Source organism: Streptomyces sp. NPDC032745 (assembly GCF_055579465.1).
Genome location: NZ_JBVING010000002.1, coordinates 611,081 through 630,885, shown reverse-complemented (window position 1 = coordinate 630,885; position 19,805 = coordinate 611,081). Strand labels below are relative to the sequence as shown.

Annotated in this window: 23 protein-coding genes; 11 read left to right on the top strand and 12 right to left on the bottom strand. The window is 71.6% G+C overall.

Annotation, left to right across the window (positions count from 1 at the left end; all coding sequences use genetic code 11):
* Positions 1-57 precede the first annotated feature (57 nt).
* Positions 58-1,230 carry an 8-amino-7-oxononanoate synthase gene (locus tag ACZ5WG_RS07050; RefSeq protein ID WP_468721238.1) on the top strand — a complete coding sequence of 391 codons (1,173 nt, stop codon included), beginning with the start codon at positions 58-60 and terminating at the stop codon, positions 1,228-1,230.
* Positions 1,231-1,234: 4 nt separating this feature from the next.
* Here the strand turns inward: ACZ5WG_RS07050 and ACZ5WG_RS07045 are convergent, their stop codons facing one another.
* Positions 1,235-1,459, bottom strand: coding sequence for a DUF397 domain-containing protein (locus tag ACZ5WG_RS07045; RefSeq protein ID WP_266631458.1), 225 nt, complete (start codon positions 1,457-1,459; stop codon positions 1,235-1,237).
* Positions 1,460-1,471: 12 nt separating this feature from the next.
* A complete protein-coding gene (locus tag ACZ5WG_RS07040; RefSeq protein ID WP_468721237.1) occupies positions 1,472-2,356 on the bottom strand; it encodes a helix-turn-helix domain-containing protein in 885 nt (294 codons plus the stop codon).
* Positions 2,357-2,550: 194 nt separating this feature from the next.
* Here ACZ5WG_RS07040 and ACZ5WG_RS07035 point away from each other — a divergent pair, with 194 nt between their 5' ends.
* On the top strand, positions 2,551-3,000 hold the full coding sequence (locus ACZ5WG_RS07035; RefSeq protein WP_468721235.1) for an ATP-binding protein: 450 nt from the start codon (positions 2,551-2,553) through the stop codon (positions 2,998-3,000).
* Positions 3,001-3,007: 7 nt separating this feature from the next.
* On the opposite strand, the gene ACZ5WG_RS07030 is transcribed toward ACZ5WG_RS07035, so the two are convergent.
* The gene (locus ACZ5WG_RS07030; RefSeq protein ID WP_468721233.1) at positions 3,008-3,397 is read right to left on the bottom strand and encodes a VOC family protein; all 390 of its coding nucleotides are present in this window, start codon (positions 3,395-3,397) and stop codon (positions 3,008-3,010) included.
* 340 nt (positions 3,398-3,737) lie between these two features.
* On the opposite strand from ACZ5WG_RS07030, the gene ACZ5WG_RS07025 reads away from it, so the two are divergent.
* From ACZ5WG_RS07025 to ACZ5WG_RS06995, 7 genes are all read left to right on the top strand, one after another.
* On the top strand, positions 3,738-4,040 hold the full coding sequence (locus ACZ5WG_RS07025) for an urease subunit gamma (protein ID WP_468721231.1): 303 nt from the start codon (positions 3,738-3,740) through the stop codon (positions 4,038-4,040).
* Positions 4,041-4,054: 14 nt separating this feature from the next.
* Positions 4,055-4,366 (top strand): urease subunit beta, encoded by a 312-nt coding sequence (locus ACZ5WG_RS07020; RefSeq protein ID WP_468721229.1) that lies wholly within the window; start codon positions 4,055-4,057, stop codon positions 4,364-4,366.
* A complete protein-coding gene (locus tag ACZ5WG_RS07015; protein WP_468721228.1) occupies positions 4,359-6,080 on the top strand; it encodes an urease subunit alpha in 1,722 nt (573 codons plus the stop codon). The genes ACZ5WG_RS07020 and ACZ5WG_RS07015 overlap by 8 nt, the downstream gene beginning before the upstream one ends.
* A gap of 30 nt (positions 6,081-6,110) precedes the next feature.
* Complete coding sequence (locus ACZ5WG_RS07010) at positions 6,111-6,785, top strand: urease accessory protein UreF (RefSeq protein WP_468721227.1); 675 nt, start codon at positions 6,111-6,113, stop codon at positions 6,783-6,785.
* Positions 6,786-6,837: 52 nt separating this feature from the next.
* Positions 6,838-7,533 carry an urease accessory protein UreG gene (gene ureG / locus ACZ5WG_RS07005; protein WP_468721225.1) on the top strand — a complete coding sequence of 232 codons (696 nt, stop codon included), beginning with the start codon at positions 6,838-6,840 and terminating at the stop codon, positions 7,531-7,533.
* 131 nt (positions 7,534-7,664) lie between these two features.
* Positions 7,665-8,393 (top strand): urease accessory protein UreD, encoded by a 729-nt coding sequence (locus ACZ5WG_RS07000; protein WP_468721471.1) that lies wholly within the window; start codon positions 7,665-7,667, stop codon positions 8,391-8,393.
* Between the two features lie 192 nt (positions 8,394-8,585).
* Positions 8,586-10,250 (top strand): alpha/beta hydrolase, encoded by a 1,665-nt coding sequence (locus tag ACZ5WG_RS06995; RefSeq protein ID WP_468721223.1) that lies wholly within the window; start codon positions 8,586-8,588, stop codon positions 10,248-10,250.
* A 75-nt stretch (positions 10,251-10,325) separates the two neighbouring features.
* Here ACZ5WG_RS06995 and ACZ5WG_RS06990 read toward each other — a convergent pair whose 3' ends face one another.
* The 7 genes from ACZ5WG_RS06990 to ACZ5WG_RS06960 all read right to left on the bottom strand — a co-directional run bounded on the left by ACZ5WG_RS06990 (position 10,326) and on the right by ACZ5WG_RS06960 (position 15,867).
* Entirely contained in the window at positions 10,326-11,036 is a 711-nt protein-coding gene (locus ACZ5WG_RS06990) for a lysophospholipid acyltransferase family protein (RefSeq protein WP_468721221.1), read from the bottom strand.
* 15 nt (positions 11,037-11,051) lie between these two features.
* Positions 11,052-11,309 (bottom strand): hypothetical protein, encoded by a 258-nt coding sequence (locus ACZ5WG_RS06985; protein WP_468721220.1) that lies wholly within the window; start codon positions 11,307-11,309, stop codon positions 11,052-11,054.
* Positions 11,310-11,374: 65 nt separating this feature from the next.
* On the bottom strand, positions 11,375-11,533 hold the full coding sequence (locus ACZ5WG_RS06980) for a hypothetical protein (RefSeq protein WP_030300142.1): 159 nt from the start codon (positions 11,531-11,533) through the stop codon (positions 11,375-11,377).
* 32 nt (positions 11,534-11,565) lie between these two features.
* Positions 11,566-12,522 (bottom strand): cytochrome c oxidase assembly protein, encoded by a 957-nt coding sequence (locus ACZ5WG_RS06975; protein WP_468721219.1) that lies wholly within the window; start codon positions 12,520-12,522, stop codon positions 11,566-11,568.
* Positions 12,523-12,630: 108 nt separating this feature from the next.
* Positions 12,631-13,656, bottom strand: coding sequence for a 6-phosphofructokinase (locus ACZ5WG_RS06970; RefSeq protein ID WP_468721218.1), 1,026 nt, complete (start codon positions 13,654-13,656; stop codon positions 12,631-12,633).
* 215 nt (positions 13,657-13,871) lie between these two features.
* Complete coding sequence (locus tag ACZ5WG_RS06965; RefSeq protein WP_030158241.1) at positions 13,872-14,600, bottom strand: type 1 glutamine amidotransferase; 729 nt, start codon at positions 14,598-14,600, stop codon at positions 13,872-13,874.
* Positions 14,601-14,628: 28 nt separating this feature from the next.
* A complete protein-coding gene (locus tag ACZ5WG_RS06960) occupies positions 14,629-15,867 on the bottom strand; it encodes a MurT ligase domain-containing protein (protein ID WP_468721216.1) in 1,239 nt (412 codons plus the stop codon).
* 123 nt (positions 15,868-15,990) lie between these two features.
* On the opposite strand from ACZ5WG_RS06960, the gene def reads away from it, so the two are divergent.
* Positions 15,991-16,554 carry a peptide deformylase gene (def, locus tag ACZ5WG_RS06955; RefSeq protein ID WP_468721214.1) on the top strand — a complete coding sequence of 188 codons (564 nt, stop codon included), beginning with the start codon at positions 15,991-15,993 and terminating at the stop codon, positions 16,552-16,554.
* Between the two features lie 30 nt (positions 16,555-16,584).
* On the opposite strand, the gene ACZ5WG_RS06950 is transcribed toward def, so the two are convergent.
* On the bottom strand, positions 16,585-17,229 hold the full coding sequence (locus tag ACZ5WG_RS06950) for a TetR/AcrR family transcriptional regulator (RefSeq protein ID WP_030300130.1): 645 nt from the start codon (positions 17,227-17,229) through the stop codon (positions 16,585-16,587).
* Positions 17,230-17,420: 191 nt separating this feature from the next.
* Between ACZ5WG_RS06950 and ACZ5WG_RS06945 the strand changes: the two genes are divergently transcribed.
* The gene (locus ACZ5WG_RS06945) at positions 17,421-18,650 is read left to right on the top strand and encodes an acyl-CoA dehydrogenase family protein (protein WP_468721213.1); all 1,230 of its coding nucleotides are present in this window, start codon (positions 17,421-17,423) and stop codon (positions 18,648-18,650) included.
* A gap of 57 nt (positions 18,651-18,707) precedes the next feature.
* Here the strand turns inward: ACZ5WG_RS06945 and ACZ5WG_RS06940 are convergent, their stop codons facing one another.
* A complete protein-coding gene (locus tag ACZ5WG_RS06940) occupies positions 18,708-19,502 on the bottom strand; it encodes an LppU/SCO3897 family protein (protein WP_468721211.1) in 795 nt (264 codons plus the stop codon).
* Positions 19,503-19,805 lie beyond the last annotated feature (303 nt).

The following is a 19,805-nucleotide window of genomic DNA, read 5'->3' as shown; positions in this document are numbered from 1 at the left end:
ACGGCCGTTAGGGTCATGCACGCCTGTGGACAGCCGACAAAACACGAGGATCCGCCGATGCCCCAGCACAGCCCCGAGCCCGATGACGTGTTCGCCTGGATCGACGACGCGGAGCGGGCCCGTGAGAAGGCCGGGCTCGTCCGGACGCTGCGCCCCCGCCCGGCCTCCTCACCGCTGCTGGACCTCGCGAGCAACGACTACCTCGGCCTGTCCCGGCACCCCGAGACCGTGCGCGGCGCGCACGAGGCGGCCGAACGGTGGGGCGCCGGGGCCACTGGATCACGCCTGGTGACCGGTACGACCGAGCTCCATGCGGAGCTCGAGCGGGAGCTCGCGGCCTTCTGCGGGTTCGAGGCCGCGCTCGTCCTGTCCTCCGGGTACGCCGCCAATCTGGCGGCCGTCACCGCGCTCAGCGGCCGGGGCACCCTGGTCGTGTCCGACGCCGGCAACCACGCCTCGATCGTCGACGGCTGCCGGCTCTCGCGTGCCGATACCGAGGTGATCCCGCACTCCGACCCGGAGGCCGCGCGCAAGACGCTCGCCACGCACGAGGGCAGGGCGCTGCTGGTCAGCGACTCGGTGTTCTCCGTGGACGGAGACGCCGCTCCGCTCGCCGCGTACGCGGCCGCCTGCCGGGAGGAGGGCGCGGCCCTGGTCGTGGACGATGCCCACGGGCTGGGCGTACTGGGGGAGGGCGGCCGCGGAGCCCTGCACGCGGCCGGACTCGCGGGCGAGCCGGGGGTGGTCGCCACCCTCACGCTCTCGAAGTCCCTGGGCAGCCAGGGCGGAGCGGTGCTGGGCCCGGCCAAGGTGATCCGGCACCTCGTCAACACGGCGCGGACCTTCATCTTCGACACCGGGCTGGCACCGGCCGCCGCGGGTGCGGCGCTGGCGAGCCTGCGCCTGCTCCAGCGGGAACCGGAGCGCGCCGGCCGGGCCCGCGAGGTGGCCGACCGGCTGTACGGGCGGCTCACCGCGTCCGGCCTGACCGCGGCCCGGCCGGACGCGGCCGTGGTGTCGGTACGGGCCCCGTCGGCTTCGGCGGCACTGCGCTGGGCCGCCGACTGCCGCGAGGCAGGTCTGTCCGTGGGATGCTTCCGTCCGCCGTCGGTGCCGGACGGCATCTCCCGGCTGCGGCTGACCGCACGGGCCGATCTCACGGGGGACGAGATCGACCGGGCCGTCGAGACGATCCTGGGGACCGCCCCGGCCGGAGCCACGGACCGCTAGGGCGTCACGCGAGCACGTCCGCCCGTACAGATGCGAGGAAGCCGTCCCAGGCCGGCCCGGTGAAGAGCACGGCCGGGCCGTCCGTCCGCTTGGAGTCGCGGACGGCCAGCAGGCCGCTGCCACTGAGGACGGCCGTTTCCACGCAGTTGTTCATTCCGGTGCTGCGGCTGCTCCGCCGCCACCGCGCGCTGATCAGAAGTCCGCTGGTGGAGAGGGGGGTTGCGGACACGGGGGTGCCTCCTTACGCGTCGTCAGCGAGTGAGCTGATGAGATCCGACGAGTCCTGGGGCGGGAGGGCGTGCGCCTGGATGGTGCGGAATGCGGCGCTGTACGCCTCGAGGTCTTCCTTCCGCTCCAGATAGAGGCTACTCGTCAAATGGTCGAGTACCACCACATCCAGATCGGCGATGTTCGGAAATGAGAAAATAACGAACGGTCCGGTCAGGCCGAGATGACCCCCCACACTGAACGGAAGTACCTGCAACCGCACTTGGGGCAGCCGGGCCACCTGCATCAGATGTCGCAATTGCGCTGCCATCACCCCGGGGCCGCCGATCTGCCGCCGCAGCACCGCCTCGTCCAGTACGGCGCTCAGCTCCAGCGGGGGATCGGCCCGCAGCACCGACTGCCGGGCCAGCCGTACGTCGACCAGCGCGTCGACCTTGGGCTCCGGCAGCCCGCCGAGCGCGGCCCGGGTCACCGCCCGGGCGTACTCCGGGGTCTGCAGCAGGCCGGGCACCACGGAGAGTTCGACCGTACGGGCCGAGCGGGCGCCCGCCTCCAGGCTGATGAAATCCCGGTACTCCTGCGGCAGCAGCCCCCGGTAGTCGTGCCACCACTGGCGGCCGCGCCCGGTGTCCCCGCCCGGCCCGGGGCCCGCCGCCGAGGCCGACAGGGCCTCCAGCAGCGCCCGCTGTTCGGGGCTGACAACCTCGGCGTAGACATCGAGGAGGAGGCGGATGTCCTCCGGTTTCACGCCACTGCGCCCTGTTTCGATGCGGCTGATTTTCGACTGGTGCCACCCTGCGATCCGGGCCGCCTCACCACTGGTGAGTCCGGTCCGGTCGCGCAGCGCGCGCAGTTCCTCGCCGAGCTTGCGCCGACGCACCGCGGGACCGTGCTGCATACCCGCCTCCTTCCACCGGCACAGCTCGCACCAGTCTGCCGTCCAAATACGCTCTTCCGTAGCAGAGTTCACTGCATTGAGCGACAGATATATGCATATCTTGGGGGAACGGCAGCACCGGCGGGACGATGGGTGGCACTCTGGCGTCCAGCACAGATCCGGGGTTTCGCCCCGGTGGGAAAGGGACCGTCGCCATGGCAGATCACCAGGAAGCATCCGTCACTCTGCCGAGCGATCCCGCCTCGGTCGCCACCGCCCGCCGCTACGTCGCGGACGTGCTCGGCGAATGGGGACTGCCCGACGAGGCCGACACCGCCGACAGTGTCCGGCTGATCGTCTCGGAGCTCGCCACCAACGCCGTGCAGCACACCTTCGGGCAGTCGCCCACCTTCACCGTGGACGTCCGCCTCGAACGCGGGGAGTGGCTCCGCGTCGGGGTGACCGACAGTCACCCGCGCTGGCCCAAGCGCCTCCCGGCCGCCGTCCAGCAGGACAACGGCCGGGGAATGGTGATCATCCGCTGGCTCACCGCCGAAGCGGGCGGCCGGCTCTCCGTCAGCCCCACCGAGGACGGCGGCAAGACCGTCTGGATCGCCCTGCCCTGGCCCGTCGGGGCTCCCGCGAAGAGCGTCACCGGCTGTTGAGCCGCGCTCAGCCCTGCCCGCGCTCCGCGGCGCTGCGCTCGATGCACAGCTCGTTGCCCTCCGGATCGGCGAGCACGGCCCAGCCGGAGCCGTCCTCCCGGCGCCGGTCGTCGACCAGCTCCGCCCCGAGCCCGATGAGCCGCTCGACGGTCTCGTCCCGGGTGCCGGTGGGCGGCTGGATGTCCAGGTGGACCCGGTTCTTGACGGATTTGGCGTCCGGTACGCGGATGAACAGCAGACCCGGGACCCCGGGCTGCGCCGGGTCCAGCAGGATCTCGTCGTCGCCCTCCTCGTCGTCCGGGTGGATGGGGAAGCCGGTCACGGCGGACCAGAACTCGGCGGTCTTGTAGGGCTCGAGCGAGTCGAAGGTGATGTGGCGGACCGGGTTGACGAACATGCATCTCCTCTGGGGCGGGTCCTGCGGCGGTGGCCGGGAGGCCGTCGGTCCGGGCCGTATACGGAACCGGTTTTGGGCGGCCCGGGAGTTGAACCGGGTGCCTGCCCGAAACGTGGGTTAACGCGGCGGAAAAACACGACGCCTAGCGTGGCGGGCCACGGTGTTCCGTCAATGATCACCCATCCGCGGGTAAAACGGCGGTGCTCGGGACGGAAAGCCTCTCTCTGCGTTGGGCAAGACATGCTTGGCTCGGATATGCGCAGGTCAACAAAGCGTTGAAGGTCGCTAGGGTCGGCCCGGCGCGACTTCGATCTTGTCCTGGAAGCTTGGTGAGTTACGAGTGCAACTGACACCGCACGAGCAGGAACGACTGCTCATCCACGTGGCCGCCGACGTGGCCGAGAAGCGCAGGGCGCGCGGGGTCCTCCTCAACCACCCCGAAGCGGTCGCCCTGATCACCTCGCACATCCTCGAAGGGGCCCGCGACGGGCGGACCGTGGCCGAGCTCATGGCCTCCGGCCGCACCGTGCTCGGCCGCGCCGAGGTGATGGAGGGGATCCCCGAGATGCTCCACGACGTCCAGGTCGAGGCGACCTTCCCGGACGGCACCAAGCTCGTCACCGTCCACGACCCGATCGTCTGAAGGGGAGTACCCGCATGATCCCCGGCGAAATCGTCCACGGGGACGGCCCGGTGCGCCTCAACGAGGGCCGTCCCGTCACCCGCCTCACCGTGCTCAACGCCGCCGACCGGCCCGTCCAGGTCGGCTCCCACTACCACTTCGCCGAGGCCAACCCCGGCCTCGACTTCGACCGCCGGGCCGCCCGCGGCCTGCGGCTCAACATCGCCGCCGGCACCGCCGTGCGCTTCGAGCCGGGCATCCCGGTCGCCGTGGAACTCGTACCGCTGGGCGGGCTGCGGAGCGTACCGGGCCTGCGCGGCGAGACCGGAGGGCCGCTCGATGGCTGAGCTCGACCGCAGGGCGTACGCCGACCTCTTCGGACCGACCGCCGGCGACCGGATCCGGCTCGCGGACACCGACCTCTTCGTCGAGATCGAGCAGGATCTCAGCGGCGGCCCCGGACGCTCCGGCGACGAGGCCGTGTTCGGCGGCGGCAAGGTGATCCGCGAGTCCATGGGCCAAGCCCGGACCACCCGCGCCGAGGGCGCCCCCGACACCGTGATCACCGGAGTCGTCGTCCTCGACCACTGGGGCATCGTCAAGGCCGACATCGGCATCCGCGACGGCCGCATCTGCGGCATCGGCAAGGCCGGCAACCCCGACACGATGGACGGGGTGGATCCGGCACTCGTGATCGGCCCCGAGACCGAGATCATCGCGGGCAACGGGAAGATCGTCACCGCGGGCGCCATCGACGCGCACGTGCACTTCATCTCCCCGACCGTCGTCGACGAGGCCCTGGCCTCCGGCATCACCACCCTCGTCGGCGGCGGCACCGGACCCGCCGAGGGCACCAAGGCCACCACCGTCACCCCCGGCCCCTGGCACCTCGCCCGGATGTTCGCGGCCCTGGAGTCCTACCCCGTCAACATCGGCCTGCTGGGCAAGGGCAACACCATGTCCCGCGAGGCCATGCACTCCCAGCTGCGCGGCGGCGCCCTCGGGTTCAAGATCCACGAGGACTGGGGGTCCACCCCCGCCGTCATCGACGCCTGCCTGAGCGTCTGCGACGAGACCGGCGCCCAGGTCGCCATCCACACCGACACCCTGAACGAAGCCGGATTCGTCGGCGACACGCTCGCCGCCATCGCCGGGCGGACCATCCACTCGTACCACACCGAGGGCGCCGGCGGCGGGCACGCACCCGACATCATCACCGTGGTCTCCGAGCCGAACATCCTGCCCAGCTCCACCAACCCGACCCGGCCGCACACCGTCAACACCATCGACGAACACCTCGACATGCTGATGGTCTGCCACCACCTCAACCCGGCCGTCCCCGAGGACCTCGCCTTCGCCGAGTCCCGGATCCGGCCCTCGACCATCGCCGCCGAGGACGTCCTGCACGACCTCGGCGCCATCTCCATCATCTCCTCCGACGCCCAGGCCATGGGCCGCGTCGGCGAGGTCGTGCTGCGCACCTGGCAGACCGCCCACGTGATGAAGAAGCGGCGCGGCTTCCTGCCAGGCGACGGACCCGCGGACAACCACCGTGCCCGCCGCTACGTCGCGAAGTACACGATCAACCCCGCCGTGGCCCAGGGCCTCGCGCGGGAGGTCGGCTCGGTGGAGACCGGCAAGCTCGCCGACCTGGTGCTGTGGACGCCGGCCTTCTTCGGGGTGAAGCCCGAAGTGGTCATCAAGGGTGGCCAGATCGCGTACGCCCAGATGGGTGATGCGAACGCCTCCATCCCCACCCCGCAGCCGGTGTTGCCCCGCCCGATGTTCGGCGGCCACGGCCGGGCTCCCGGGCTGAACTCGGTCAACTTCACCGCGCAGGCCGCCCTCGACGACGCGCTGCCCGAACGGCTCGGACTCGGCAAGCAGTTCGTGGCCATCGAGAGCACCCGCAAGGTCAGCAAGGCGGACATGCGCAACAACGACGCCATGCCGAGGGTCGAGGTCGACGCCGACACCTTCACGGTCTCCATCGACGGGGAGGCCGTGGAGCCGGCGCCCGCGGCGGAACTGCCCATGGCCCAGCGCTACTTCCTCTTCTGACATGAGGCCTCTTCCGACGGGCGCAGCCCGATGAGCCTCGCCGCACTGCTCGTGCTCGCCGACGGCCGCTTCCCGGCCGGCGGGCACGCCCACTCGGGCGGGGCCGAGGCCGCCTGCAAGGCCGGCCGGATCCACGACGCCGCCACCCTCGAGGAGTTCTGCCGCGGCCGGCTGCACACGGCCGGACTGGTCGCCGCCGCACTCGCGGCGGCCGCAGCCCTCGGACTCGACCCGGCCGTCCTCGACACGGCCGCCGATGCCCGCACCCCGTCGCCCGCGCTGCGCACCGCGACCCGGCGGCTGGGGCGGCAGCTGCTGCGGGCCGCCCGGGCCACCTGGCCCGCCGCCGAACTCGACGCGCTCGCCGCGGCCTTCCCGCGCGGGGCGCACCAGCCGGTGGTGCTCGGGCTCACCGCCCGGGCGGCCGGGCTCGGGCCGCTGGATGCCGCGCACGTGGCGGCGTACGAGAGCGTCGGCGGACCGGCGACCGCGACCGTGCGGCTGCTCGGCCTGGACCCCTTCGAGGCGAGCGGGGTCCTGGCCCGCCTCGCCCCCGAGCTCGACGCCGTCGCCGCCCAGGCCGCGCAGGCCGCGCACCGGGCGCGGTCGGAGGGCCCGGACGCGCTGCCCGCGGCCTCCTCGCCGCTGCTGGACATCGCGGCGGAGAGCCATGCCGACTGGCCGGTACGGCTCTTCGCCTCGTGACCGGTTCCCCACTGCTTCCCGACCACCTCCACGATTCCCCCCGGAGACCCCGATGCACCTCGACCACGGCGTGACCTATCCCCAGCGCCACACCCACAGCGCCGAGCCGGTACGGCCGGACGGCTCGCGCCGCGCCCTGCGGATCGGCCTCGGCGGACCCGTCGGCTCCGGCAAGACGGCCACCGTCGCCGCCCTCTGCCGCGCCCTGCGCACCGAACTGTCCATGGCCGTCGTCACCAACGACATCTACACGCGGGAGGACGCCGAATTCCTGCTCCGCGAGGCCGTTCTGCCGCCCGAGCGGATCAGCGCGGTGGAGACCGGTGCCTGCCCGCACACCGCCATCCGCGACGACATCTCCGCCAATCTGGAGGCGGTCGAGGAGCTGGAGGAAGCCCACCGGCAGACCGCCCCGCTCGACCTGATCCTCGTCGAGTCCGGCGGCGACAACCTCACCGCCACCTTCTCCCGCGGCCTCGTCGACGCCCAGATCTTCGTCATCGACGTGGCGGGCGGCGACGACATCCCGCGCAAGGGCGGCCCCGGCGTCACCACCGCCGACCTGCTCGTCGTCAACAAGACCGACCTCGCCCCCTACGTGGGCTCCGACCTGGACCGGATGGCCCGCGACGCCGCCGAGCAACGCGGCGCACTCCCCGTCGCCTTCCAGTCGCTGCGCGCGGAGGACGGCGTGGCGCCGGTGGCCGCATGGGTGCGTGAGCGGATCGCCGCCTGGGCCGCGCGGTGAGCCCCACGGTGGCCCCCGCGCCTCCCGCCGCCCCGCCGGCCCCGGCTCCGGCCCCTGCCCCGCCTGCTTCCGCCGCGCCCGCTCCTGTCGGGCCCGCCCTTGCTCCGGCCGGCGTACGGGCCACCGCCCGGATCTCCGCGGTCGCCGACGGCCGCGGCGGTACCGCCCTGCCGCTGCTGGCCGGTGAGGGACCGCTCGCGCTGCGCCGCACCCGGGGCACGGCCGCCGAGGCCGGTGTGATGCTGGTCGGCGCGATGAGCGCCCCGCTGGGCGGGGACCACCTCACGGTGGAGGCCGCCGCCGGCCCCGGGGCCCGCCTCGCCCTGGCCTCGGCGGCCGCCACCCTGGCACTGCCCGGCCGCGGTGGTGAGCCCGCGCGGTACGACGTACGGCTGACCCTCGCCGAGGACGCGGCCGTACGGTGGCTGCCGGAGCCGCTGGTCTCCGTGCGCGGCAGCCACCTGCTGGTGCACACCCGGGCCGAACTCGCCCCCACGGCGCGGCTGCTGCTGCGCGAGGAGCAGGTGCTGGGCCGGACGGGGGAGGAGCCGGGCCTGCTGCGCAGCAGGCTCGCCGTGACCCGCGGCGGCGTCCCGCTGCTGGACCAGGAGCTGGCCTGCGGTCCGGGAGCGCCCGGCGGCTGGGACGGGCCGGCGGGGCTGGCGGGCCACCGGGCGCTCGGTCAGCTCCTGGTTGTGGACCCGGCATTCGCCGTGTCGCCGCCGGCCGCCGCGGTGCTCGGAGAGTTCGCGGCCGTCACGCCGCTGGCCGGTCCCGCCGTCCTCGTGACGGCTCTGGCACCGGACGCGTTGCGGCTGCGCGAGGTACTCGACGCGGCGTGGCGCACCTACGGCTGGTAACTGCTGGGCAAACCTGGGACGAATGCGACACCGCTCAGCGGTACACGCCTTTCCGGTTATCGGGTTGGCAAAGAACACGACCTCGGTCTGTTGTCAGGTGTAGGTCAGACGAAAGGATCCACCTGCAGAGACCGACTGCACCCGACCAACCCGGCCTCCTCCGGCCGGGCCTGACGCAGGGGGAACAACCACGTGATACGCACTGCAGCGCTGGGGAGCGCTGCCACTCTGATCACCGGAGCGCTGGCCGCGAGCCTGCTGCTGGCACCGCCGGCCGCCGCGGCTTCGTCCACCCAGAACACCCCGCTTCCGGAGGCGCTGGGCGTCCAGCTCGCCGCGGCCCGCGCCGCCGCCACCGGGGTCGAGTGGAAGGACTGCCCCGCCGACTGGGGCTTCGAGGCCCCGATCCAGTGTGGCTGGGTCAAGGTCCCGCTCGACTACGCGAAGCCGTTCGGCAAGACGATCGACCTCGCGGTCGACCGCGCCGTCAGCACCGGCACCAAGCAGGAGCGCCAGGGCGCGCTGCTCTACAACCCGGGCGGCCCGGGCGGTTCCGGCATGCGCTTCCCGCGCCGGGTCACCACCAAGTCCCCGCTCTGGGTGAACACCGCCAAGGCGTACGACTTCGTGGGCTTCGACCCCCGCGGTGTCGGCCACTCGGCGCCCATCTCCTGCATCGACCCGCAGGAGTTCGTCAAGGCTCCCAAGGCCGACCCGGTCCCGGACACCAAGGCCGACAAGAACGCCCAGCGCAAGCTCGCCGCGGAGTACGCGGACGGCTGCAAGGAACGCAGCGGCGACATGCTGCCGTACATGACCACGCCGAACATCGCGCGTGACCTGGACGTCATCCGCGCCGCCCTCGGCGAGAAGAAGCTGAACTTCATCGGCGTCTCCTACGGCACCTACATCGGCGGGGTCTACGCGACCCTCTTCCCGACCCACGTGCGCCGCATGATCGTCGACAGCGTCGTCAACCCGGCGCAGGAGAACATCTGGTACGAGGCGAACCTCGAGCAGGACGTCGCCTTCCAGATGCGCTGGAACGACTGGCAGGACTGGGTCGCCAAGAACGACAACGTCTTCCACATCGGAGACACCCGCGCCAAGGTCGAGGCCAAGTGGCAGGAGCTGCGCGCCAAGGCCAAGGCCAACCCGCTCGGCGGGGTCGTCGGCCCGGCCGAGCTCATCGGCTTCTTCCAGGGCGCCCCGTACTACGACTCCTCCTGGGTGCCCGTCGCGCAGGCGTTCAGCGCGTACGTGGCCGGTGACGAGAAGCCGCTGATCGAGGCGATCTCCCCGGACATGTCCGACATCAAGGGCAACATCACCTCGGAGAACGGCAACGCGGTGTACACCGCGGTCGAGTGCGCCGACGCCAAGTGGCCGACCAGCTGGACCAAGTGGGACCGGGACAACAGCAAGCTGCACGAGAAGTACCCGTTCCTGACCTGGTCCAACGCGTGGATGAACCTGCCCTGCGCGACCTGGAAGTCCAAGCAGAGCAAGCCGATCGAGGTCGGCGCCAAGCACGGCCTGGCCCCGGTCCTGATCGTCCAGTCCGAGCGTGACGCCGCCACGCCGTACGAGGGTGGCGTCGAGCTGCACCGCCGCCTCGCCGGCTCGCGCCTGATCACCGAGCAGAACGCCGGCTCGCACGGTGTCACCAGCCTGGTGAACCCCTGCATCAACACCCGGGTGGACGCCTACCTGCTCGAGGGCAAGGTCGACTCCGCGGACGTGAAGTGCGGTCCGCACGCCACTCCGGTCGCCCCGGCCCCGGCCACCGCGAAGTCGCTCGCGACGGCCCCGGCGCCGGCCCTGCCGGCGCTGGAGGAACTGCCCGCCGTCCGCTAAGGGCTGCGGTGGCATGAAGCAGTACTGAGCACGGCCGGCACAACACGGCACGGCCGGCACGGCACGGGAGAAGGCTCAGCGCGTCTTGCGCCGGGCCTTCTTCCGCGCTTCCTCCTCCTCCGCCTTGACCTCGGCTGCGTACCGGTCGACGTACTCCTGGCCGGACAGCTCGAGGACGGCGTACATGATCTCGTCGGTGACGGCCCGCAGTACGGCCCGCTCGCCCTCCAGCCCCGCGTACCGCGAGAAGTCCAGCGGCCGGCCGAAGCGGATCGTCACGCGCCGGATGTTCGGGATCTTCTGCCCGGGCGGCTGGATCTCGAAGGTGCCGACCATCGCGCACGGTACGACCGGTACCCCGGCCCCGAGCGCCATCGCGGCCACGCCCACCTTGCCCTTGTACAGCCGCCCGTCGTGGGAGCGGGTGCCCTCGGGGTAGATGCCCAGCAGCTCGCCCTTGGCCAGTACCCCGAGCCCCTCGCGCAGCGCGGCCTGGCCGGCATCCTTGCCCGACCGGTCCACCGGGATCTGCCCGGCACTGCGGAAGAAGAACGCGGTCAGCCGCCCCTTCACCCCGGGACCCGTGAAGTACTCCGCCTTCGCGAGGAACGTGATCCGGCGTTTGAGGATGGCGGGCATCAGGAAGTGGTCGGAGAAGGACAGGTGGTTGCCCGCGATGATCGCGGCCCCTTCCGGCGGGATGTTCTCCAGTCCCTCGATGCGCGGGCGGAACAGCAGCCGCAGCAGCGGACCGAGCAGCACGTGCTTGAGCAAGTGGTAGAACACCGGGGCGTTTTCCCTTCACCTGGGCGTCAGGTCAGTGTGCCGTACACGGTGCGAGATGGGCATGACGAACCAGAATCCGACCAGCCGGCACAGGACCACGGCGGCCGGCAGCCCGGCCTGCGACAGGCTCAGGGCCAGGCTGAGGACCAGCAGTACGGCCACGGGCGCGGTCAGCAGGCCGACCGCCCCGAACACCGGCACCAGCGCGGTGACGTGGACGGTCCGGTCGGCGCCTGCGAGACCGGCGAACCGGAGGGTGACCGACACGGTCATGAGGAATCCGAGCAGGGGTGCACTTTTTTGCCCTAAGGAGGGGCAGGTGGTGCGGGTGCGCCGGTTCACGTCTTGCGGGACGCCGCCATGCCGGCGGTCAGCAGGCCGAGGACCACCCAGGCGAACCACAGCCAGCCGTTGCTGCCGAGGGCCACGGAGTACGTGGCGACGGCCACCAGAGCGGCGAAGGTCATGACGGCCATCGCCTTAACGGATCCGGTCATGCCCCATGGTCGCCCGCGAAGGTGCTCCTCCGCTACTGGCCACGCGCTTGGAGCGAGGCGAGATAGGAGTTGTACGCCTCCAGCTCCTGGTCGCCGTCGCGGTCCGCAGCCCGGTCCGCGCGCTTCGCCGCCCGCTGCTCGGAGTGGTACCACTGGTAGACCAGCGCGATCAGCACCAGCACCGACGGGATCTCGCTGAAGGCCCAGGCGATGCCGCCGCCCCACTGCTGGTCGATCAGCGGGTCGATGCCGAGGGAGGCCGGCGGGTTCGCGTACGTCTTGATCATCGGCTCGCTCGCCATCATCACGGCGATGCCGAAGAAGGCGTGGAACGGCATGCCGGCGAAGAGCTCCAGCATCCGCATCACGTAGCCGGGGCGGTGCGGGCCCGGGTCCACACCCATGATCGGCCAGAAGAAGATCAGGCCGACGGCCAGGAAGTGCACCATCATGCCGATGTGCCCGGGCTTGCTCTCCATGAGGAAGTCGAAGAGCGGCGTGAAGTAGAGCGCGTAGAGGCTCGCGATGAACATCGGGATGGTGAACACCGGGTGGGTGATCACCTTCATGTAGCGGCTGTGCAGCAGCATCAGCAGCAGCTCGCGCGGTCCCTTGCGGCCGCGGGCGGCGGGCGGCAGCGCTCGCAGCGCCAGCGTGACCGGTGCGCCCAGCAGCAGCAGGATCGGCGAGAGCATGCTGATGACCATGTGCTGGACCATGTGCACGCTGAACATGACCATGCCGTAGTCGTTCAGCTTGGTGCACATCATGAGGGCGATGCTCAGCACGCCGGCGGTGAAGGCGATGGTCCGGCCCAGCGGCCAGGCGTCCCCGCGCCGGCGCAGCCGCACCACACCCCACAGGTACAGGCCGAGGCCCACGAGCGAGCCGATCAGGAAGAAGGCGTCGAAGGAGAACTCCAGCCCGCGCCCGAGAGTGAACGGCGGCAGGTCCATGTCCATGTCCATGCCGTGACCGCTGTGATCCATCTGTTCACTCCCTTGACCTGTGGTGCCCCACCACAGTAGTGCCGCCCCCGGACGCGAAATCGTCCGGGGGCACCCCTTAAAGGAGTGACGCGTAGAAGGGGGGAAACATCACAGAACGTTCTGCGCCTCGTCGTACCGCTCCGCCGGGACCGTCTTGAGGGTCTGCACGGCGTCGGCGAGCGGGACCATCTCGATCTCGGTGCCGCGCAGGGCGGTCAGCATCCCGAACTCGCCGCGGTGCGCCGCCTCGACCGCGTGCCAGCCGAAGCGGGTGGCCAGGACCCGGTCGTACGCGGTGGGCGTACCGCCGCGCTGGACGTGGCCCAGGATGACCGGGCGGGCCTCCTTGCCCAGCCGCCTCTCCAGCTCGACCGCGAGCAGGTTGCCGATGCCGGCGAAGCGCTCGTGGCCGTACTGGTCGGTGCCGCCGTCCTGGAAGTCCATGGAGCCGGCGCGCGGCTTGGCGCCCTCGGCGACCACGACGATCGCGAACCGCTTGCCCGCGGAGAAGCGCTCGCCGACGATCGCCGTCAGCTCGTCGATGTCGAAGGGGCGCTCCGGGACCACGATCGCGTGCGCGCCGGCCGCCATGCCCGAGTGCAGGGCGATCCAGCCGGTGTGGCGGCCCATGACCTCCACGACCATTACGCGCTGGTGGGACTCGGCGGTGGTCTTCAGCCGGTCCAGGGCCTCGGTGGCGACCCCGACGGCGGTGTCGAAGCCGAAGGTGACGTCCGTCGAGGCGATGTCGTTGTCGATGGTCTTCGGGACGCCGACGATCGGCAGACCGGCCTGCGAGAGCAGGTTCGCGGCCTTCAGGGTGCCCTCGCCGCCGATCGGGATGATGGCGTCCAGGCCGAGGTCGGCGACGTGCCCGCGGGCCCGCTCGACGCCGTCGCGCAGGTGCGCGGGCTGTACCCGGGAGGAGCCGAGGATGGTGCCGCCGCGGGCGAGGATGCCGGCGACGGCGTCGAGGTCGAGCTTGCGGTAGTCCGCCTCCAGCAGGCCCTTCCAGCCGTCGTGGAAGCCGATCACTTCATCGCCGTGGTCGACGACGGCGCGGTGCACGACGGAGCGGATGACGGCGTTGAGACCGGGGCAGTCGCCACCGGAAGTGAGCACACCAATGCGCATGGCAGGAACAGACCTTTGCAACGTGGGCCGACGACCGGACCACGTCGTCCGGTTGGAACTACGGCCACCCTACAAGCGGTGGAGAGGTGGACTGAACCATCCTCCACATGCTGGTCGTACTCGTCATACGAAACCACGTCGGCCCGGTTCCCCCAAGGGAAAACCGGGCCGAACACATGATTGCGGGGCCGCCCCGATGAGCGGACCGCGCGGCGCTACGCGGGCTGCGTCGCGGCGGCGATGCGCTCGGCGCGCAGCGCCTCGTACCACCGGTCGTCGATGGGCGGCAGCGCGTTCACGTCGAGGGCCAGCTTCAGCAGCAGGTCCGCGATCTGCGGGTTGCGGGCCATCACGGGGCCGTGCATGTAGGTGCCGAAGACCGTGTCGTTGTAGGCGCCCTCGGTGCCGTCGCCCGTGCCGTTGCCACGGCCCAGACGGGTGCGGGCGAAGGGCCTCGCGGTCGGGCCGAGGTGCGTGACGCCCTGGTGGTTCTCGAAGCCCGTCAGCTGCGGCAGGTTCAGGCGCGGGTCGATGTCGGCGAGGACGTCGCCGACGCACCGCTCGCCCTCGCCGCGCACGGTGACCACGTCGAGCAGGCCCAGGCCCTCCTGGCGCTCGCCCATGTCGTTGACGAACTCGTTGCCGAGGATCTGGTAGCCGGCGCAGACGGAGAAGACGATCGCCCCGTTCGAGACGGCCCGCTCCAGACCGCCGTCGCGCAGCAGGCGCTCCGCGGCGAGCCGCTGCGGCCGGTCCTCACCGCCGCCGATCAGGTAGATGTCGCCCGAGGTGGGGATGGGCTGGTCGCTGCGCACGTCCACGCGCTGCACGTCCAGGCCGCGCTGGCGCGCCCGGCGCTCCACCACGAGGGCGTTGCCCTGGTCTCCGTACGTGCTCAGCAGGTCGGGGTAGACCCACACCAGACGCAGGCTGTTGTCGCTCATGCTCTTGTGTCCTCTGGAGGTATGAGTACTAGTTGCCGACGCGGCGGCGCACGTCCTGGAAGGCGGTGTAGTTGGCGATCAGCTCGATCTGCCCGGGCGGCGCCAGCTGCACGGCCTCGTCGAGGGTCTCGCACACCCGGAAGTCCAGGCCCGCGACCTCGAGACGGACGGCCAGGTCCAGCTTGCGGTCGCCGATCACGAAGATCGGGTGGCCCGCCAGGCGCGGGTAGTCCACGTCCCACAGCCAGGAGGTGTCGGTGCCGTCGGCGCCGCGCGCGTTCACCGAAAGGATCACCGGGGTCGGCGGCGGGTCGATCAGCGAAAACGTTTCGAGCCAGCCCGCCGGGTTCTTGGCGAGCAGCAGCCGCAGCTCACGCCCCTGGAAGTCGACCACGTCGTAGCGGCCGGCGACGGCCTGCACCTGGTACATCCGCTCCAGCGCGACCTGCGGCGGGACGCCGAACACGGCGGCCACGGCGGCCGAGGTGGCGGCGTTCGCCTTGTTGGCGCGGCCGGGCAGCTGGAGGTGGATCGGCCAGGCCGAGCCGTGCGGGTCCAGCACGTGGTCCCCGGACAGCACCCAGCTCGGGGTGGGGCGCCGGAAGCCGCACTCGCCGCAGAACCAGTCGTCGCCGGGGCGCTGCATGACGCCACCGCAGGAGGGGCACGACCAGGCGTCGTCCTTCCACTCCTGGCCGGCGGCGACCCACACCACGTTCTGCGAGGAGGAGGCCGACCACACGATGAGCGGGTCGTCGCAGTTCGCGACGATGACGGCCTTGGAGCCCTGGAGCCCCTCGCGCCACTTCTCCGCGAGCATGCGCGTCTCGGCGGCGCGGTCCAGCTGGTCGCGGGAGAGGTTCAGCAGGGCGATCACCTTGGGGGTGACGTCCCGGGCCACCCCGGCGAGGTACTTCTCGTCCACCTCGATGACGCCGTACTTGGCGTCCGAGCCGCCCGCGAGGGCGGAGGTGATGCCGGCCGGCATGTTGGCGCCGAGGGCGTTGGACACGACCGGACCGCTGGCCCGCAGGGCCTCGGCGATCAGCCGGGTCGTCGTGGTCTTGCCGTTCGTCGCGGAGACGAGGACGACGTCGAGATGCTGCGCGAGCGCTCCGAGGAGATCGGGGTCGAGTCTGAGTGCGACCTTGCCACCGATCACCGATCCGCTTCCGCGTCCCGCGGCCCGCGACACCGCCGCCGCGGCCTTGCCCGCCGTCACGGCCAGCTTGGCCCGCGGCGAAAGCGGCTCTGTGTTGCCTGCCATCGTCCCTTGTCCTCCTTGCGTCGGTCGGCCCCAGCCTATCCAGTACCGGCCGGGGCCTTGACCGCGGCGCCCCCAGGGCGCCGCAGATCTCCTCATATATTCGCCCGTCGTACCCTTACGGCCATGCGACAGCGCCCCATTCCCGGTACCACCGGCCTCGTCCGCACCATGAGCCTGCTGGGCGATCCGGTGCTCCACTCGGCCTGCGCGGAGGTCACCGCATTCGGCCCGGCCCTCGACCGGCTCATCGAGGACATGTTCGCGACGATGTACGCCGCCGAGGGCGTCGGCCTCGCCGCGAACCAGATCGGCGTCGGACAGCGGGTGTTCGTGTACGACTGCCCCGACGACGAGGACGTGCGCCACGTCGGGCACATCGTCAACCCGCGGCTGGTGGAGGCCGACGGGGACGAGTTCCGCGGCCCGGAGGGCTGCCTGTCGCTGCCGGGTCTGGAGGCGGGCACGGTCCGGTACGACCGCGCGGTCGTCGAAGGGATCACCTCCGACGGCGCGCCCGTACGGATCACCGGCACCGGGTTCTTCGCCCGCTGCCTGCAGCACGAGTGCGACCACCTCGACGGCACGGTCTATGCGGACCGGGTCACCGGGCTGCGCGCCCGGCGGCTGCGGCGGGCGATCCGCAAGGCTCCGTGGGGCGCGCGGGCCGGGGCGGCCGCGCAGAACTGAACCGGGCTCCCCGGCCGGGGAGCCCGCTCCCTAGAAGCCGGGACCGTCCAGGCGGTTGCCGGCCGTGGCCAGCCGGCCCCACAGCAGGTCGGTGAGTCCGGTGACCAACTCCGCACGCTCGCACGGGCGCTCGCCGAGCCACCAGTCGCCGGCCGCGTGCATCATGCCGACGATGCCGTGGCCCCAGATGCGGGCCAGGCGTTCGCCGCCGGGACCGAGGTCCACGCGCTCGCCGATCACCTGCGCGAGCTCCTCGCCGAGCCGGCGCAGCAGCGGGGCCGAGTGCAGGCCCACGTCGAAGCCGCGCTCGGCGGCGTGTGAGTCCTCGGCCGGGTGCATCAGGAACCGGTACACCTGCGGGCGGGCCTCGATGGCCGTGAGATAGGTGTCGAGGGTGGACTCCACCCGGCTGCGGCGCTCGGCCGGGGCGTCGAGCGCGGCCCGCAGCGAGTCGAGCAGGGCGTCGGTGTGCCGCACGGCGAGGGCCTGGTAGAGCCCCGCCTTGTCGCCGAAGTGCCGGTAGAGGATCGGCTTGGTGATGCCGGCCTCCGCCGCGATGGCATTCATGGAAGCCTTGGGGCCGTCCCGGAGGACGACCCGGTCGGCCGCTTCGAGCAGCTCCCGCCTGCGGCGCTCGGCCGCTCCCGGTTCGCCGGCCTGCTGAGTGGTCTCCATGACGTGTTTCTCTCCCCGCCCTTGCGATGGTGCGTGACGCCCACGCAACGTAACACCCCGCACACCCTCGCGAAGGAATCGGCTGTACCGCGGACGACTCTGCTTGACAGCCTTACTCGTCGGTAACAGACTGTGGCCACCGTAAGGGTTACCGCTAGTAACGCGCTGGTGGATGCACAGCTGGAGGGGACATGGCGGAGTTCACCATGGAGCTCAATGACGACCAGAAGCAGGTACAGGACTGGATCCACGGCTTCGCGGCCGACGTGATCCGGCCCGCAGCCGCGGAATGGGACGAGCGCGAAGAGACTCCGTGGCCCGTCATCCAGGAGGCCGCGAAGGTCGGCATCTACTCGCTCGACTTCTACGCCCAGCAGTTCTTCGACCCTACCGGCCTCGGCATCCCGATGGCGATGGAAGAGCTGTTCTGGGGCGACGCGGGCATCGCCCTGTCGATCGTGGGCACCGGGCTCGCCGCCATCGGCGTCGTCGCCAACGGCACCGAGGAGCAGATCGGCACCTGGATCCCGCAGATGTACGGCACCCCGGACGACGTGAAGGTCGCCGCCTTCTGCTCCTCCGAGCCGGACGCCGGATCCGACGTCGGCTCGATGCGGACCCGAGCGGTCTACGACCAGGCCAAGGACGAGTGGGTGCTCAACGGCACCAAGACGTGGGCGACCAACGGCGGCATCGCCAACGTCCACATCGTCGTCGCCGTCGTCGACCCGGAGCTCGGCACGAAGGGCCACGCCTCCTTCATCGTGCCGCCGAACACCCCGGGCCTGTCCCAGGGCCAGAAGTTCAAGAAGCACGGCATCCGCGCCTCGCACACCGCCGAGGTGGTCCTGGAGGACGTGCGCGTGCCCGGCTCCTGCCTGCTCGGCGGCAAGGACAAGCTGGACGAGCGCCTCGCGCGGGCCCACGAGCGGGCCAGGGCGGGCGGCGGCGAGCGCGTGAAGAACGCGGCCATGGCCACCTTCGAGGCCTCCCGCCCGGCGGTCGGCGCCATGGCCGTCGGCACCGCGCGCGCCGCGTACGAGGTCGCCCTCGACTACGCCAAGACCCGTACGCAGTTCGGCCGCCCGATCATCGACAACCAGGGCGTCGCCTTCCAGCTCGCCGACATGCGGACCTCCATCGACGCGGCCCGGCTGCTGGTGTGGCGGGCCTCCTGGATGGCGGTCGCGGGCAAGCCCTTCACCTCGGCGGAGGGCTCGATGTCGAAGCTGTTCGCGAGCGAGGTCGCCAAGAAGGTCACCGCCCAGGCGGTCCAGATCCTCGGCGGCAACGGCTTCACCCGCGAGTACCCGGTGGAGCGCATGCACCGTGACAGCGCGATCTACACGATCTTCGAGGGCACCAGCGAGATCCAGCGCCTGGTGATCGCCCGCACGATCTCCCAGATGCCGATCCGCTAGCGCGGGGCCGTATCGGTGGCGCCCCGGACACCTCGCGGTGTCCGGGGCGCCGGCCCGTCAGCGCAGAGGCGTCAGACAGGTCAGCGTCTTCCCGTCGGCGCTGTACTTCAGGGACGCGAGGAAGTCGCGCGGGGCACAGGTGCCGCCGGGGGCGTCCGCCGGCCGGGTGGCCCGGTACTCGGCGTTCGCCGAGCCGCAGTCCGTGGTCAGCAGCTTCTCGTCGTGCCAGTCGCCCTCGTTGCGCACGCACTGCCCCGTGATCAGCGCGGGCGGCTTCTCGTCCCCGGCCGTCAGCCCGATCAGCACGAGCGTGGGCGGCGTCAGGGCGATGAGCACGATCACCGCGAGGAAGACCAGCGCCAACGGACGGCGCAACAGCGGCTTGCCCGGCTCCAGTGCGGGCCGGAAGCCGCCCGTCGGGGGAGCGAGCCTGAGGAAGGCCGCCCGCGGCCCGAGGTTCAGCAGCAGGGTGACGGGGGTGATGAAGAAGGACAGCGGGCCCCACCAGCCCTGCCAGAGGGTGTCCGCGGACATCCTGCGGTAGGTGGCGAGTCCGCAGTCGCGGCAGAACGGCCCCTCCTGGCGCAGGAACCGCATCAGCACGAGCATGCCCTGGTGCCCGCGTACGGTGGCCGGCGCGGCCGGCAGGCCCCCGCACAGGCGGCAGCCGTACGCGGCCTGCGGCAGCGGGTGGTGGCCGTACGGGCCCGCCGCCTGCTGCGGCATCGTGTACGGGGCGTAGGGGCCGCCCTGCTGCGGGGTGCGCGGGTGGTACGGGGCGTAGGGGCTGCCCTGCTGCGGGGTGCGCGGGTGGTACGGGCCGGCGCCGTGCTGCGGTGGCGGAGTGGCCACGGGTCTCTCCTCGGTCTGACGGTGAGCACCGGGCGATCGGTGATCACGGCACCCTAGCCCGTGCCTTCACTCCCGCGGCAGCCGGGCGACGGCCCGGGAGGAGCGGTCGTCGAACGTGATCCTGCCCACGCCCGTGCACGCAGTGAACGGCGTTCCGGCGCGCGTCGGCGGCGCCGCCCCGGTGATCGTCCGCGTGGGCGGGAGCTGTGCGCCGTGGCGTTCCCGGTCCGTCGGCGCCGGCCACGCCCGGCGGGCGGCAGGAGCGTTCGGTGAACGATCCGGATACCGGGCATGAGCGCATGG

Coding starts and splice junctions, on each gene's coding strand:
- ACZ5WG_RS07050 (WP_468721238.1), top strand. CDS start 58: ATGCCCCAGCACAGCCCCGAGCCCGATGACGTGTTCGCCTGGATCGAC.
- ACZ5WG_RS07040 (WP_468721237.1), bottom strand. CDS start 2,356: ATGCAGCACGGTCCCGCGGTGCGTCGGCGCAAGCTCGGCGAGGAACTG.
- ACZ5WG_RS07035 (WP_468721235.1), top strand. CDS start 2,551: ATGGCAGATCACCAGGAAGCATCCGTCACTCTGCCGAGCGATCCCGCC.
- ACZ5WG_RS07030 (WP_468721233.1), bottom strand. CDS start 3,397: ATGTTCGTCAACCCGGTCCGCCACATCACCTTCGACTCGCTCGAGCCC.
- ACZ5WG_RS07020 (WP_468721229.1), top strand. CDS start 4,055: ATGATCCCCGGCGAAATCGTCCACGGGGACGGCCCGGTGCGCCTCAAC.
- ACZ5WG_RS07015 (WP_468721228.1), top strand. CDS start 4,359: ATGGCTGAGCTCGACCGCAGGGCGTACGCCGACCTCTTCGGACCGACC.
- ACZ5WG_RS07010 (WP_468721227.1), top strand. CDS start 6,111: ATGAGCCTCGCCGCACTGCTCGTGCTCGCCGACGGCCGCTTCCCGGCC.
- ureG (WP_468721225.1), top strand. CDS start 6,838: ATGCACCTCGACCACGGCGTGACCTATCCCCAGCGCCACACCCACAGC.
- ACZ5WG_RS06985 (WP_468721220.1), bottom strand. CDS start 11,309: ATGACCGTGTCGGTCACCCTCCGGTTCGCCGGTCTCGCAGGCGCCGAC.
- ACZ5WG_RS06980 (WP_030300142.1), bottom strand. CDS start 11,533: ATGACCGGATCCGTTAAGGCGATGGCCGTCATGACCTTCGCCGCTCTG.
- ACZ5WG_RS06975 (WP_468721219.1), bottom strand. CDS start 12,522: ATGGATCACAGCGGTCACGGCATGGACATGGACATGGACCTGCCGCCG.
- ACZ5WG_RS06970 (WP_468721218.1), bottom strand. CDS start 13,656: ATGCGCATTGGTGTGCTCACTTCCGGTGGCGACTGCCCCGGTCTCAAC.
- ACZ5WG_RS06965 (WP_030158241.1), bottom strand. CDS start 14,600: ATGAGCGACAACAGCCTGCGTCTGGTGTGGGTCTACCCCGACCTGCTG.
- ACZ5WG_RS06960 (WP_468721216.1), bottom strand. CDS start 15,867: ATGGCAGGCAACACAGAGCCGCTTTCGCCGCGGGCCAAGCTGGCCGTG.
- def (WP_468721214.1), top strand. CDS start 15,991: ATGCGACAGCGCCCCATTCCCGGTACCACCGGCCTCGTCCGCACCATG.
- ACZ5WG_RS06950 (WP_030300130.1), bottom strand. CDS start 17,229: ATGGAGACCACTCAGCAGGCCGGCGAACCGGGAGCGGCCGAGCGCCGC.
- ACZ5WG_RS06945 (WP_468721213.1), top strand. CDS start 17,421: ATGGCGGAGTTCACCATGGAGCTCAATGACGACCAGAAGCAGGTACAG.